The organism is Desulfonauticus autotrophicus, from assembly GCF_055381725.1.
Genome location: NZ_AP042395.1, coordinates 1,694,534 through 1,707,172 on the forward strand (window position 1 = coordinate 1,694,534; position 12,639 = coordinate 1,707,172).

The 12,639-nt window shown below is 42.2% G+C and carries 14 protein-coding genes and 1 pseudogene; 12 read left to right on the forward strand and 3 right to left on the reverse strand.

All coding sequences use genetic code 11. The annotated features are described in order from the left end of the window. From ACZ42F_RS09625 to ACZ42F_RS09645, 5 genes and pseudogenes are all read left to right on the forward strand, one after another. Entirely contained in the window at positions 1-549 is a 549-nt protein-coding gene (locus ACZ42F_RS09625; RefSeq protein WP_464278823.1) for an OmpH/Skp family outer membrane protein, read from the forward strand. After that, on the forward strand, positions 536-1,528 hold the full coding sequence (gene lpxD / locus ACZ42F_RS09630; protein ID WP_464278824.1) for a UDP-3-O-(3-hydroxymyristoyl)glucosamine N-acyltransferase: 993 nt from the start codon (positions 536-538) through the stop codon (positions 1,526-1,528). Before ACZ42F_RS09625 ends, lpxD begins: the two co-directional genes overlap by 14 nt. Positions 1,529-1,561: 33 nt before the next feature. Beyond that, a pseudogene (gene fabZ, locus ACZ42F_RS09635) lies at positions 1,562-2,025 on the forward strand (3-hydroxyacyl-ACP dehydratase FabZ). After that, positions 2,025-2,819, forward strand: a complete 795-nt coding sequence (lpxA, locus tag ACZ42F_RS09640) for an acyl-ACP--UDP-N-acetylglucosamine O-acyltransferase (RefSeq protein WP_464278825.1) — start codon at positions 2,025-2,027, stop codon at positions 2,817-2,819. The pseudogene fabZ and the gene lpxA overlap by 1 nt, the downstream one beginning before the upstream one ends. Further along, positions 2,816-3,640, forward strand: coding sequence for an LpxI family protein (locus ACZ42F_RS09645; protein ID WP_464278826.1), 825 nt, complete (start codon positions 2,816-2,818; stop codon positions 3,638-3,640). Before lpxA ends, ACZ42F_RS09645 begins: the two co-directional genes overlap by 4 nt. On the opposite strand, the gene sfsA is transcribed toward ACZ42F_RS09645, so the two are convergent. Then, positions 3,623-4,327 (reverse strand): DNA/RNA nuclease SfsA, encoded by a 705-nt coding sequence (sfsA, locus tag ACZ42F_RS09650; RefSeq protein ID WP_029966478.1) that lies wholly within the window; start codon positions 4,325-4,327, stop codon positions 3,623-3,625. The genes ACZ42F_RS09645 and sfsA overlap by 18 nt on opposite strands. Before the next feature lie 71 nt (positions 4,328-4,398). Between sfsA and ACZ42F_RS09655 the strand changes: the two genes are divergently transcribed. The 7 genes from ACZ42F_RS09655 to ACZ42F_RS09685 all read left to right on the forward strand — a co-directional run bounded on the left by ACZ42F_RS09655 (position 4,399) and on the right by ACZ42F_RS09685 (position 10,497). Beyond that, a complete protein-coding gene (locus ACZ42F_RS09655) occupies positions 4,399-5,394 on the forward strand; it encodes a sigma-54 interaction domain-containing protein (protein WP_464278827.1) in 996 nt (331 codons plus the stop codon). A gap of 53 nt (positions 5,395-5,447) precedes the next feature. Beyond that, positions 5,448-5,945 carry a hypothetical protein gene (locus tag ACZ42F_RS09660; protein ID WP_464278828.1) on the forward strand — a complete coding sequence of 166 codons (498 nt, stop codon included), beginning with the start codon at positions 5,448-5,450 and terminating at the stop codon, positions 5,943-5,945. Positions 5,946-6,175: 230 nt separating this feature from the next. After that, complete coding sequence (locus tag ACZ42F_RS09665) at positions 6,176-8,032, forward strand: tetratricopeptide repeat protein (RefSeq protein ID WP_464278829.1); 1,857 nt, start codon at positions 6,176-6,178, stop codon at positions 8,030-8,032. 14 nt (positions 8,033-8,046) lie between these two features. After that, the gene (locus ACZ42F_RS09670) at positions 8,047-8,328 is read left to right on the forward strand and encodes a hypothetical protein (protein WP_464278830.1); all 282 of its coding nucleotides are present in this window, start codon (positions 8,047-8,049) and stop codon (positions 8,326-8,328) included. Positions 8,329-8,456: 128 nt separating this feature from the next. Beyond that, complete coding sequence (amrB, locus tag ACZ42F_RS09675) at positions 8,457-9,134, forward strand: AmmeMemoRadiSam system protein B (protein WP_464278831.1); 678 nt, start codon at positions 8,457-8,459, stop codon at positions 9,132-9,134. Between the two features lie 2 nt (positions 9,135-9,136). After that, positions 9,137-9,460, forward strand: coding sequence for a serine dehydratase beta chain (locus tag ACZ42F_RS09680; protein WP_464278832.1), 324 nt, complete (start codon positions 9,137-9,139; stop codon positions 9,458-9,460). A gap of 32 nt (positions 9,461-9,492) precedes the next feature. Continuing rightward, positions 9,493-10,497 (forward strand): L-serine ammonia-lyase, encoded by a 1,005-nt coding sequence (locus tag ACZ42F_RS09685; protein WP_464280249.1) that lies wholly within the window; start codon positions 9,493-9,495, stop codon positions 10,495-10,497. Here ACZ42F_RS09685 and folD read toward each other — a convergent pair. After that, entirely contained in the window at positions 10,483-11,334 is an 852-nt protein-coding gene (gene folD / locus ACZ42F_RS09690; RefSeq protein WP_464278833.1) for a bifunctional methylenetetrahydrofolate dehydrogenase/methenyltetrahydrofolate cyclohydrolase FolD, read from the reverse strand. The two genes, ACZ42F_RS09685 and folD, sit on opposite strands and share 15 nt — an antisense overlap. Further along, positions 11,334-12,635 carry a phosphopyruvate hydratase gene (gene eno / locus ACZ42F_RS09695; RefSeq protein ID WP_464278834.1) on the reverse strand — a complete coding sequence of 434 codons (1,302 nt, stop codon included), beginning with the start codon at positions 12,633-12,635 and terminating at the stop codon, positions 11,334-11,336. The genes folD and eno overlap by 1 nt, the downstream gene beginning before the upstream one ends. Between the last annotated feature and the right edge of the window lie 4 nt (positions 12,636-12,639).

Below are 12,639 nucleotides of genomic sequence, written 5' to 3' on the forward strand. Positions count from 1 at the left end.
ATGAAAAAAATCTTAGGTTTAAGTGTATTACTCACTTTATTTATCACTTCCTTAGCTCTGGCTGAGACCAAAATCGGCGTAGTGGACATGCAAAAGGTCTTAAGTCAATCTGAACCCGGCCAACAAGCGCTAAAACAGTTAAAAGAAAGTACCAAGGGAATGCAGGAAGACATAGAAAAACAAAAAAAAGAACTGCAAACCCTAAGAGAAGAATTGCAAAAACAATCCCTGGTTTTAAGTCAAGAAGCCAAACAGGATAAGGAATTGGAATTTCGTAAAAAAGTCAGAGACTATCAAGATACAGTTCAAGCCTATCAGAGAAAACTCAAACTGGAAGAGCAAAAATTAAGCAAACCCATCATTCAATTACTGGCCAAAGTTATCAAAGATTATGCTAAAAAGCACGGCTATACTGCTATCTGGGATATGCGAGCCAGCGGACTTTTATTTGCCACTGAAAAGGTAGATATTACCAATGAAATCATGGCTGAACTAAACAAGGCCTGGAAAAAGAAGCCAAAAAGGGTAAAAAATAATGCTTCTTTCTGAGCTAGCTCAAAAATTGGGAATCACCCTCAAGGGTGAAGATTTAGAAATTAAGGGAGTAAACACCTTGGAAGAGGCCAAAGAGGATGAAATATCCTTTTTGGCCAACCCCAAATATGCTCCTCTGCTTAGCCAAACCAAGGCAGGAGCAGTGATTTTAGCTAAAGAATTTGCAGACAAGGTTCCAAGGTGTCTGATTAGTAACAATCCCTATCTGGATTTTGCCAGGACAGTTCAGCTTTTTGCTAAAGCTCAGGGCAGTTTTCAAGGACAAAGTGAACTTGCCTACATCCATCCCCAAGCCCAGGTTGACCCTACAGCTACCATTTATCCTTTTGTGTACATAGGTAAAAAGGCAAAAATAGGTAAAAACACTACCATATTTTCAGGTTGTTATATTGGTGAAGAGGTAAGCATTGGTGAAGACTGTGTGCTTTACCCCAATGTCTCCATCCTGGCTCAAAGCCAGATTGGCAACAGGGTTATCTTACACGCTGGGGTAGTAATTGGCAGTGATGGTTTTGGCTTTGCCCAGGCCAGTTATGGATTGGAAAAATTTCCTCAAGTGGGCAAAGTGGTTATCGAAGACGAGGTGGAAATAGGAGCCAACACCAGCATAGACAGGGCAGCCTTAGGAGAAACCAAAATAGGCAAAGGCACTAAAATAGACAATCTGGTCCAGATTGGGCATAATGTAAAAATAGGAGAAAACTCCATCTTGGTAGCTCAGGTGGGAATTGCTGGCAGCACCACCCTGGGCAAGCAGGTAATTTTAGCGGGGCAGGTGGGAGTTGCCGGCCACTTGACCCTTGGAGATGGCTGTAGAGTGGCTGCCAAATCTGGAGTAGGTAAATCTTTGCCTCCTAACACAGATGTGGGAGGCATTCCAGCCATGCCTCATCTCACTTTTTTAAAAACAGCCACTATTTTACCCAGGCTACCTCAAATGCAAAGAAAAATAAAAGAACTGGAAAAAAGCTAAAAGAACTGGAAGAAAAATTAGGAGAATAAGGCCATGCTAGAAAAAGTCCCGGGCGAAATTGTAAGTAAAGATATCTTAGAGCTTTTACCCCATCGCTACCCCTTTTTGCTGGTAGATAGAGTGCTGGAATATGAACCCTTTAAGTACATCAAGGCCATCAAATGCGTCTCCATCAACGAGCCTTTTTTCAGGGGCACTTTCCTTCTTATCCTGTAATGCCTGGAGTATTAATTCTGGAATCCCTGGCCCAGGCTGGCGGAATCCTGGTTATGAAAAGCATCCCGGAAGAAGTAGAAGATAAAATTTTTCTGTTTACAGGCATGGAAAAGGTGCGCTTTCGCAAGTCTGTCTTTCCAGGAGATACTCTAACCCTGGAAGTACACTATGAAAAGCATAAGCTCAATCTCTGGAAAATGAGGGCCCAGGCCCTCTTAAAGCAAGAGGTTGCAGCTCAGGGAATTCTTTCTGCAGCCATTGTTCCCAGGGAGGATAGATAGTGTCTAGACAAATCCATCCCACAGCCATAGTCAGCCCCAAGGCTGAACTGGGAGAAAATGTCTGCATAGGCCCTTATGCTATTGTTGAAGACAAGGTGGAAATTGGGGACAATTGCCAAATAGACAGTTTTGCCCAGATAAAAAACTTCACTAAAATAGGTCAGAACAATCACCTATTCTCCTATGCCTTTGTGGGAGAAATTCCTCAAGACCTTAAATTTAAAGGGGAAGAGAGCTGGCTTATTATTGGAAATAATAACAGGATTAGGGAATTTACTACCTTACACCGTGGCACAGAAGAAGGTGGTGGAGTTACCAAAATTGGCAACAACTGTCTGCTTATGGCCTATACCCACGTAGCCCATGACTGCGAAATTGGAGATTCTGTAATTCTGGCCAATTGTGCTACCCTGGCTGGCCACGTTAAAGTGGGCAATCATGCTACCATAGGTGGCCTTTCTGCAGTGCACCAGTTTGTGCACATTGGAGACTACGCCTTTATTGGTGGGAAAACTGGAGTAGCTCAAGACGTTCCTCCCTATATGCTGGTAGCAGGAGAAAGGGCCAAGGCCTATGGTCCCAATCTCGTGGGTTTACGCAGAAAAGGTTTTGCCAAAGAAGACATTCAGGCCCTAAAAAAAGCCTCTTTAATTCTCTGGACTTCTAATCTTAGGCAAGAAGAAGCCCTGAAGAAAATAGAAGAAGAACTGGGGAACTTTGCTGTAGTGCAAAATTTTCTAAAGTTTATCCAAAACAGTAAGCGCGGTATTATCTCCTTTGCCCAAGACAAATGAATATCTTAGGACTTATTGCTGGGGGAGGTAAATTTCCCTTTCTCATAGCTAAGGAGGCCAAAAAAAAACACTACAAAGTAGTAGGGGTAGGTTTTAAAGAACATACCAATGCCCTTTTAGAACAAGAAGTAGATAGCTTTCTATGGGTTAAACTGGGGCAACTGAACAAGGTTATAAACTTTTTTAAAAAACATAAGGCCCAGGAAATAGTTTTTGCTGGCCCCATCAACAAACCCAAGGCCCTGGATATAAGACCTGACTTTAGGGCTGCCAAGCTTCTCTTCAAGCTGAAAAACCGCAATGATGCCTCTTTATTCAAAGCCTTAATTGCTGAATTTGAAAGTGAAAATTTACCAGTGGTAAGTGCAGAAAAGTTTGTCCCCCATCTTTTAGGTCCAGAAGGAATCCTTACCCTGCGCAGCCCAAGTCCAGAAGAAGTGGAGAACTTTTACTTTGGCTGGCCTATTTTAAAAAAATTGGGAGAGCTGGATATTGGCCAATGCCTGGTGGTAAAGGAAAAGATGGTCATTGCTGTAGAAGGCATTGAAGGAACCAATGCCACTATAAAAAGGGCTGGAGAGCTAACAGGTCCTGGTTGTGTGGTTTTAAAGGCCTTTAAGCCAGGACAGGACAGGAGAATCGACTTGCCTGCCATAGGCCTGGAAACCCTAAAAACCATGCTCAAAGCCAGGGCTTCTGCCCTCTTTTTTGAGTCTAAAAACAGCCTTTTTTTTGACCTGCAAGAAACTATAGACCTGGCCAATCAACACAATATTACCATTGTTGGAGTGGGTAAGGACTATCTAACCACGCTTAAGTAAAGGGATAAATCTATCCAAAATAAACTCTTGAGGCCTCACCTTAAGACGCAGACAAAACACCTTTACGCCCTTTTTTACTGCCTGCCAAAACCAATACGCATAGTCAGGGTCAATAAAATCAGCAGGCAAAAAACCTCTGGCATCTTCCCTGGGCACTACATAAAGGGCACAGGCCAAATCACCCTTTTGGCCTAAAGCAATTAAATCCTGCAAATGCTTTACTCCTCTTTTGGTTTTGGCATCAGGAAAATAAGCGATGTTATTTTCAACTAGAGTAACATTTTTGGCTTCCACCCATATCTTCTTTTCCTGTCCCAGAAGAAAACCATCCAGCCTACTTTGTCCAATACTTTTTTCTGCTTGAAAATGCGTGTTTCTCCAGAAGGGTATTAAACTTTTCTCCCAGAGAAATTGCAACATTTGATTGGGTAAAGCAGTATTAACACTCACCAGTACCCCATTTACCTCTATTAACTCCAGGGTATAGGGAAGTTTTCTCTTTTTATTTGCACTTTTACTAAACCAAATAGTTCTACCTGGCTCAAGTAAGCCCCTCATGGAGCCTGTATTATTGGTATAAATCCAGAACTCTTTACCTTGAGCCCGCACTTTTACCCGAAAGCGCTTTTCGCGGGCCAAAAAAATTCCTTTTTGTAAAGAAAACTTAAGGGGAAAAACAGCTAACATTTTTTCCTTGTATATTGACTTTAAGTCATCTATTTGACACTTTACACCCTAAGCTAATCTAAGGAGAACCTATGAGCTTTGACCCTTGTGGCATTTTAGGAAAAAGTCCAGCCCTAACCCAACTCTTTAAAATCCTGGAAAAAGTAGCTCCTACAGACACCACTGTCCTGGTTACTGGAGAATCAGGCACAGGTAAAGAACTCCTGGTTAGGGCGCTGCACAAAAATAGCCCCCGCCACAAAGGACCCTTTGTGCCTGTCAATTGTGGAGCTATCCCTAAAGAACTCCTGGAATCAGAACTCTTTGGCCACGAAAAAGGTGCCTTTACCCACGCCATCAGGTCTCGTCCTGGCCGCTTTGAACTGGCCAATGGAGGCACCATTTTTTTGGATGAAATTGGAGAGTTAGACCTGAGCCTGCAGGTAAAAATCCTGCGCGTAATTCAGGAAAAAGAATTTGAAAGGGTAGGCGGTACCCAGACCAAAAAAGTAGATGTGCGCATAGTGGCAGCCACCAACCGCAATCTAGAAGAAGAAGTAAAAAAGGGAAACTTTCGAGAAGATTTATTTTACCGCCTAAATGTAATCCCCATAGAACTTCCCCCCCTAAGGGAAAGAGGAGAAGATATTCTACTTTTAGCCAACTTCTTTTTAGAAAAGTTTTGCACCCTAAAAAATCGTCCACCTCTTAGCTTTTCTCCTGAAGTAAAAGAACTACTCCTCAATTATTCCTGGCCAGGCAATGTGCGGGAACTGGAAAACTTTATGGAGCGCATCTCTATTCTCTGTGAAAATGAACGCGTAGAAATAGAAGATTTGCCTGAAAAAATTCTAAAAGAACAGGGACTAAATCAACCTAAACCCAAAAAACCTGAGGCCTTCACCTTTCCTTCCCTTCAGGATATGCTCCAGCTAAAAATGGATTTAAAAACCTTTTTGGAAACCATTGAAAACAAACTCATAACAGAAGCTCTGGAAGAAAGTAAGGGAGTAAAAAATAAAGCTGCCAATATCTTAGGCATAAAAAGGACCACTTTAATTGAAAAAATTAAAAAGAAAGAATTATAATTAGCCCAAATTTTGCATATTTTTCCAGATAGCTGGAAGAATATTAAGGATATATGAACAAAAAAATAATTTTTCTTCTAAGTATTTTACTTATTTTTCTTACTACTCCTTCCTGGGGAGTGGTATTTTTCTGGCAAAAACAGCCTCAAAACGAGCGTTTAGTTTTTCAATTTAAAAATCCCTTATCAAAAATAAAAGTCACCCGCACAGGCACCCAGGAAATAAGCATCATCCTGCCTGCAGCCTATTTACAAAAAGAACCTCCCCCTGCTCCTGTGGACCTTTCCTTTTCCCGCCTGGTCAAGGAGTTATTACCTCAAAAACAAAATATTTTAATAAAAACCAAAACTTCTGCCTTTGGCTTTATCTCTTTTTGGAAAAAAAATGAAAATAGACTCTACCTGGATATTTTCTACGACCCTCTGGGCAAAAAATGGACACCTCTCCCAAAAAAAACTTCTCCTCAACCTAAAAAAACTACCTCTTCCAGCACTTCTAGCCAGTCCAGACCAGAAAAGAAAAAAACACCTCCGGCAGTGGAAAAAAAATAACTCCCGGGGCCTCTGACCAGACTCCTTCAACCAAACCAACAGCCCCTAAGGAAGAGCAACAACCTATTTCTATTCCAGAAAAAAAGCCTGAACCTGTCCAGGAAACTAAACCCTCTGCTCCTGCTAAGAAACCTCTCTCTCCTGCTAACCAGCAACCCCTTTATAAACTCAAAGCCCCTATAAAAAAGGTTCCCATAGAACAAGCTGTAATAATTCGACCTTCAACAGAAATGGAAAAACAAGTCTCCTCTACTACTAATCTGCCTACTTCAGAAGATAACAATGCTTCCAGCAGTGAAAAAGAACAACCCGCTTCCAGCGCTTCAGAGACTATTCAAACACCTTCAGCCCCAACACCAACCCCAGCAGCCACTCCTCAAACCGCCCAAACCGAGCCTTCTGCAGTCAATGCTACTGAACAAGCACCTGATTTTGAAGGGCTTTTGATTACCACTAAAGCAGCCATAGTAAATGGCGAACTGGATGTGGCTCTGGAAAGTTTAGGTAATATGATTAAAAATCCCAAGCTACCCGAAAAGCTAAAAGAAGAAATATACTATCTCTATGCAGATGTTCTTTTTGACAAATATAAATCCAAGCTACCTGAAGGTTTTGCAGACCTTATTGCAGCCTATGAACGGGCCATAAATTATAATCCCAAGTCTTTACGCGTACCCTCTGCCTTACTCAATCTTGGCTATATTCATCTAAAATTAGGAAATATCCCTGAAGCCAGAGGATACTTTAACCTCTTAAAAGAAAAATATCCCTATGACCCCAATATTCCTCTCATCTACTACTACTGGGGAGAATTTTATTTTAAACAAAAACAGTATCAAAAAGCTGCTGATGAACTGCAATTTTTAATCACCAAATTTCCAGACCACAAAATAGCAGAAGATGCAGCCATTCTCTTAGCCAAAAGTTTAAACAACCTGGAGTACTATAAACAGAGTTTAGACATTATTAAATACCTGGAGCAGCGTTGGCCTCGCTATTACCTAAAGCGTCCAGATGTGCTTCTACAGGCAGCCTACCTTTACTATAAAAACAAGCTGCTGGAAGAGGCCAAAAAACGATATCTGCTCTATTACAACCTGCTTCCTCAAGGGGAAGGAGCAGATATAGCTCTGGCTAGAATTGGTGATATATTTTTACTGGAAAACCAAAAACAAGCTGCCAAAAAGCTCTACGAAGAAGCAGTAAGGCTTTTCCCGGAAAAAGAAGGTGGACTTATTGCTGCCATGCGCCTGGCAGAAGAAGGCATTTATGACCAGCCAAAACTAAAAGATATGTTTACTGTTTTCAATCGCCCCTTTAACCTTAGACCACAGCAAATCTATACTTCCATAATCCAGAAATATCCCCAAAGTCCCTTGGCCAGCCTAGCCCAAATCAAACTGGCCATGTGGGAGCTTTTTAACAAGCGCCCGGAAAAAAGCCTGCAAGTACTTAAGGACTTTTTTCAAAAACCCAACTCTGAACTTCAGGATAAAGCCTTAGAAGTAAGTAAAGAAGCCCTGGAAGCCATTTTAAACAAATATACCGAAGGCGATAGCCCTGCTAAGATATTAGAAAGCCTAAACAAATATCCATTCCTAAACCAGGTTATATCCCACCTTTCTCCTGCTACCCAACTTTTGTTGGCCTCAGCTTACATTCAAACCAACAATATACCCAAGGCCCTAGACATTATAAAACCCATGCTTACTCAAGATCCCCAAAAACAAGAAGTACAAAACGCCTTGGCTTTAGCTCTTACTCTTTATTTAAAACTGGAAGACTGGGACAGGGTGGTAAACCTAGGGGAAAAGGCAAACAAATGGCCCTTAAGCAACACCCAAAAACAAAATGTGGATTATGCCCTGGCTTTGGCTTATCAAAAGAAAAAGCAAGTTAGCAAAAGTATTCCCTTGTGGCGTAAGCTAGCAGCAGACATTAAGCTTCCTGTAAACAAAAGGGCTTATGCTCTTTATTTTCTGGCTTCTCACTATGTAGAAGAAAAACAATGGGAAAATGTCTATATTTTTGCCCAAGAGGCCCTTTCTCTTTTCTGCAAGAAAAAAAACAAGATAAAGAAAAAATAATAGATTGCCTCAAAATGCTAATCAAGGCCACCAGTATCACTGGCCGAACCTTAGAAGCCTTAAGTTGGGCCCTGGAGTTAAAAAAATACATCCCAGAACAAGACCCCTTATGGCCTTCCTTTCAATATCAACTAGCTGACCTCTACAAATTAAACGGCAATGAAAAGGCCTGGCAGGACACATTAAAAGAGCTTATTGCCAAAAAAGCAAACTCCCTTTATGCTCAGCTAGCCAAAAGGGACTTAAGTATCGCCCAATTAAAAGAAAAGGCCAACTTTTTTGCCCCCAAACCATAGGAGTTAGCCATGAACCGCCAACCTGTTGTAGCAGGACAATTTTATCCCCAAAATCCAGAAAAACTTTTTCAGAAGTCAAAAATTACCTAGCTCTGGGTCAAAAAAGAACTGCTCCTACCCTGCTTAGCATGGTCCCCCATGCTGGTTACATCTTTTCAGGAAAAGTAGCTGGAGAGACCTTGGGCTCTGCCAACCTCAACCCCATCTTGCTTCTTCTCGGTCCCAATCATACGGGCAGAGGGGCAAAACTAAGTCTCTGGCCAGAAGGAAAATGGCTTTTTCCTGGCGGTTTTTTACAGGTAGCAGAAGACCTTGCTGCGCCAATCATAGAAAGTAACTTATGTTATGGAGATTTTGCTGCCCATCTCTTTGAACATTCTCTGGAAGTAATTTTGCCTTTCCTCTATGTGCTTAACCCAGAGTACAAAATCTTACCCCTTTGCGTAGCAGAATATGATATCAGCAAATTACAAAAAACCGCTCTAGAACTGGCTCAAATCCTTCCTAAAGAAAAAGTGTCTATTGTGGTAAGCTCTGATATGAGTCATTACATTTCCCACCAGGAGGCTTTGGCCAGAGATAAAAAAGCCATTGATAAAATTTTAGAATTTGACCCCATAGGCCTGGTAAAAGTAGTCCAACAATACGATATAAGTATGTGTGGGATCTTGCCCATGGTTTTAGGTCTTTTTTTAGCTAAAGAGTGGGGAGTGAAGACAGGCAGTTTAATAAAATACACAACTTCTGCAGAAACGAGTGGTGATTTTGAACAAGTAGTAGGTTATGCAGGAATTATTCTGGAGTAAATATGAAATACATACAAATCAGTTTAGAAGAATTTTTCAAAATAGGGCCTGGGCCTTCGAGTTCTCATACCATTGGCCCCATGCGAGCAGCTTTACACTTTCTAGAACAAATAAACAACTTAGAATCAACTCTTCTGGATAAAACTAAAAGGATAGAAGTCATTCTCTATGGCTCCTTAAGTGCTACTGGAAAGGGACATGGTACTTTAAAGGCCATATTGGCTGGACTTTTAAATTACACTCCAGATAAATGTACACCAGAAGTATTTAACCCCCTTTTTGAAGAAAAAAAGAATATGAATTATTCATCAAGGATAAAAAAATAAACTTTAAGCTGGAAGACATAAAGTTTGGTCCCATAGAGCATCAGTTTCCCCATCCCAATACCCTGGTTTTTAATCTCCTGGATGCAGAGCAGAAAGTATTATTCAGCCAAACCTACTATTCCATAGGTGGAGGTTTTATCCTCTGGCCAGGTAAAAAAGTGGAAGAAAAGACTCTACCCTATTCTTTTACCTCTATGGCTGAGCTAAAAAAAATTATTCAAGAAACTTCTCATTCCTTTGCTGAAATTATTCTGGAAAATGAGATGAGTTTAACGGGTAAGACCAGGGAAAAGGTATTTTTTTATTTGCGCAAGGTCCTTAATGTCATGGAAATGGCTGTAAAAAGGGGCTTAAAGACCAAAGGAGAGCTGCCTGGTTCCATTAAACTTAAAAGAAAGGCCCCCAAGATATATGAAAGGGCTTCCTTTTTGGCTGAAACTCCAGACAGGTTTTTAATGTTTTTAAACGCCTACTCCCTGGCTGCTGCCGAGGAAAACGCAGCCGGACACCTGGTGGTTACAGCTCCCACTTCTGGTTCTGCTGGAGTTATCCCTGGAGTATTGTATATCTTAAGGCATCACTTTCACTTTGATATCCAGAGTTTGCTGGAAGGACTCCTGGTGGCAGCTGGAATTGGCTATCTCATCAAGCAAAATGCCAGTATTTCTGGAGCAGAAGTGGGTTGTATGGGGGAAATTGGCAGTGCCTCAGCCATGGCAGCAGCCATGATTGCCCATGTCAATGGCTATTCCATTCAGGTAATAGAAAATGCAGCAGAAATAGCCCTGGAGCACCATCTGGGAATGACCTGTGACCCTGTGGGCGGTCTAGTGCAAATACCCTGTATTGAGAGAAATGCCATGGGCGCAGTAAAAGCCTTTAATGCTTATATCCTGGCTTCCAGTGGAGACCCCAAGTCGCAAAAGGTAAGCCTGGACCAGATTATTAAAGTAATGGCTGAGACAGGCAGGGATTTGCCTTTAAAATACAGAGAAACCGCACTGGGCGGGCTGGCTACCACCCTAGCCCAGTGCTAAATTCTTTTTATAAGCTGCAAAGGTATTTAAAAGTAACTGGGCAATGGTCATGGGTCCAACTCCGCCAGGGACAGGAGTTATGGCCTCAACCTTATCCTTTAGGCCTTCAAAATCACAATCTCCCACCAGACCTTCTTCGGTGCGGTTAATGCCCACATCTACCACTATTGCCCCTTCTTTGACCATCTCAGCAGTGATAAATTTGGGCCTGCCCACAGCAGCAAACACAAAATCCGCTTCCCTTACTTCTGCGCTTAAATCCTGGGTTCTGGAATGACAGATAGTCACTGTGGCATTTTCCTGGAGTAAAAGCAGGGCCAGGGGCTTACCCACAATATTGCTCCTGCCCACGACCACTGCCTTTTTGCCACTTACCTCCAGCCCATAGTGTTTAAGCAAGGTCATAATTCCTGCAGGAGTACAAGAACGAAAGCCAGGCAACCCCAGAGTCAGCCTGCCCACATTTTCTGGATGAAAGCCATCCACATCCTTGGCCGGAGAAATAAGCTCCAGGAGTTCCTGACTGTTTAAGTGTTTGGGCAAAGGCAATTGCAATAAAATACCATCCACTTCCCTGTCCTGGTTTAAATCCAGGATTAAATTTTTCAGCTCTGTCTGCGAAGTATCAGCAGGCAGGCGAAAGCTTTTGGAAACAATACCCGCTTCACTGCAGGCCTTTTCTTTATTGCGAACATAGACCTTGGAAGCAGGGTCTTCTCCCACCAGAATAACAGCCAGCCCAGGGGCTCTTTTCCCCTGGGCCATATTTTGCTCCACTTCAGCCTTTAATTTAGCCCTTATTTCAGCAGCTGTTTTTTTTCCATCCAGTAAAAGCATTATTCCTCACCCTCTTCTTCAAACCATTGCATACGCAAAGCTGGACCATAGTAAATAGCCTGATCTTCCAGTTCTTCTTCAATGCGCAAAAGCTGGTTGTACTTGGCCAGCCTATCACTTCTACTTACAGAGCCAGTCTTAATTTGTCCGGCATTAACAGCCACAGCCAAATCAGCAATAAAACTATCCTCAGTCTCTCCAGAGCGATGGGAAATGACAGTGCTAAAGCCAGCTTCTTTGGCCATTTCAATGGTATCTAAGGTCTCGGTAAGAGTGCCAATCTGATTGAGTTTAATTAAAATGGAGTTGGCTATGCCTTCTCTTAAACCCTGGGCCAAAAGATAGGGATTGGTTACAAAGATATCATCACCCACCAGCTGGCAGGAAAACTGCAGTCTATCCGTTAAAATCTTCCAGCCTTCCCAATCATCTTCTGCCAGACCATCTTCTATGGAAACAATGGGGTATTTGCTCACCAGTTCTTCATAGTAGCCTACAAGCTCCTGGGCAGTAAAAACCTTATTTTCCCCGGCTAAATGGTATTTTCCTTCTTTAAAAAATTCAGTGGCAGCAGCATCAATGGCCAGGGCGATTTCTGGACCAGGTTGATAGCCAGCTTCTTCAATAGCTTTGAGAATATAATCAAAGGCCTGCTGGTTGCTCTTTAAGTTGGGAGCAAAACCACCTTCATCACCTACAGCAGTACTATGTCCATCCTTGGCCAAAATCTTTTTTAAAGTATGAAATACTTCTGCCCCCATCCGTAAGGCATCTCTAAAACTATACGCCCCTATGGGCAAAATCATAAATTCCTGGATATCCAGGTTGTTGGGAGCATGTACGCCACCATTGATGATATTCATTAAAGGCACAGGCAAAATCTTGGCATTTACGCCTCCAATGTATTGATACAGAGGAAGTCCCAGGAAGTTACTAGCAGCCCTAGCTGTAGCCAGAGAAACCCCTAAAATAGCATTGGCTCCCAGGTTGGACTTATTTTCTGTACCATCCAGTTCAATTAAAAGTTCGTCTAATTCCACCTGCCTTAAGGCATCCAGGCCAATAATGTGTTCAGAAATTTTTTCTAAGACATTATTTACAGCCTTACTTACTCCCTTGCCCAAAAATCTCTTCTCATCCTTGTCTCTAAGTTCCAAGGCCTCTTTAGAACCAGTAGAAGCGCCTGAAGGCACTGCAGCCCGACCAAAGGCACCTGATTCTAAGACTATTTCCACCTCTAAGGTAGGATTTCCCCTAGAGTCCAAAATTTCTCTGGCCCAAACATCAGTAATAATACTCATCGCT

Coding starts and splice junctions, on each gene's coding strand:
- ACZ42F_RS09625 (WP_464278823.1), top strand. CDS start 1: ATGAAAAAAATCTTAGGTTTAAGTGTATTACTCACTTTATTTATCACT.
- lpxD (WP_464278824.1), top strand. CDS start 536: ATGCTTCTTTCTGAGCTAGCTCAAAAATTGGGAATCACCCTCAAGGGT.
- ACZ42F_RS09645 (WP_464278826.1), top strand. CDS start 2,816: ATGAATATCTTAGGACTTATTGCTGGGGGAGGTAAATTTCCCTTTCTC.
- sfsA (WP_029966478.1), bottom strand. CDS start 4,327: ATGTTAGCTGTTTTTCCCCTTAAGTTTTCTTTACAAAAAGGAATTTTT.
- ACZ42F_RS09655 (WP_464278827.1), top strand. CDS start 4,399: ATGAGCTTTGACCCTTGTGGCATTTTAGGAAAAAGTCCAGCCCTAACC.
- ACZ42F_RS09660 (WP_464278828.1), top strand. CDS start 5,448: ATGAACAAAAAAATAATTTTTCTTCTAAGTATTTTACTTATTTTTCTT.
- ACZ42F_RS09665 (WP_464278829.1), top strand. CDS start 6,176: ATGGAAAAACAAGTCTCCTCTACTACTAATCTGCCTACTTCAGAAGAT.
- ACZ42F_RS09670 (WP_464278830.1), top strand. CDS start 8,047: ATGCTAATCAAGGCCACCAGTATCACTGGCCGAACCTTAGAAGCCTTA.
- amrB (WP_464278831.1), top strand. CDS start 8,457: ATGGTCCCCCATGCTGGTTACATCTTTTCAGGAAAAGTAGCTGGAGAG.
- ACZ42F_RS09680 (WP_464278832.1), top strand. CDS start 9,137: ATGAAATACATACAAATCAGTTTAGAAGAATTTTTCAAAATAGGGCCT.
- folD (WP_464278833.1), bottom strand. CDS start 11,334: ATGCTTTTACTGGATGGAAAAAAAACAGCTGCTGAAATAAGGGCTAAA.
- eno (WP_464278834.1), bottom strand. CDS start 12,635: ATGAGTATTATTACTGATGTTTGGGCCAGAGAAATTTTGGACTCTAGG.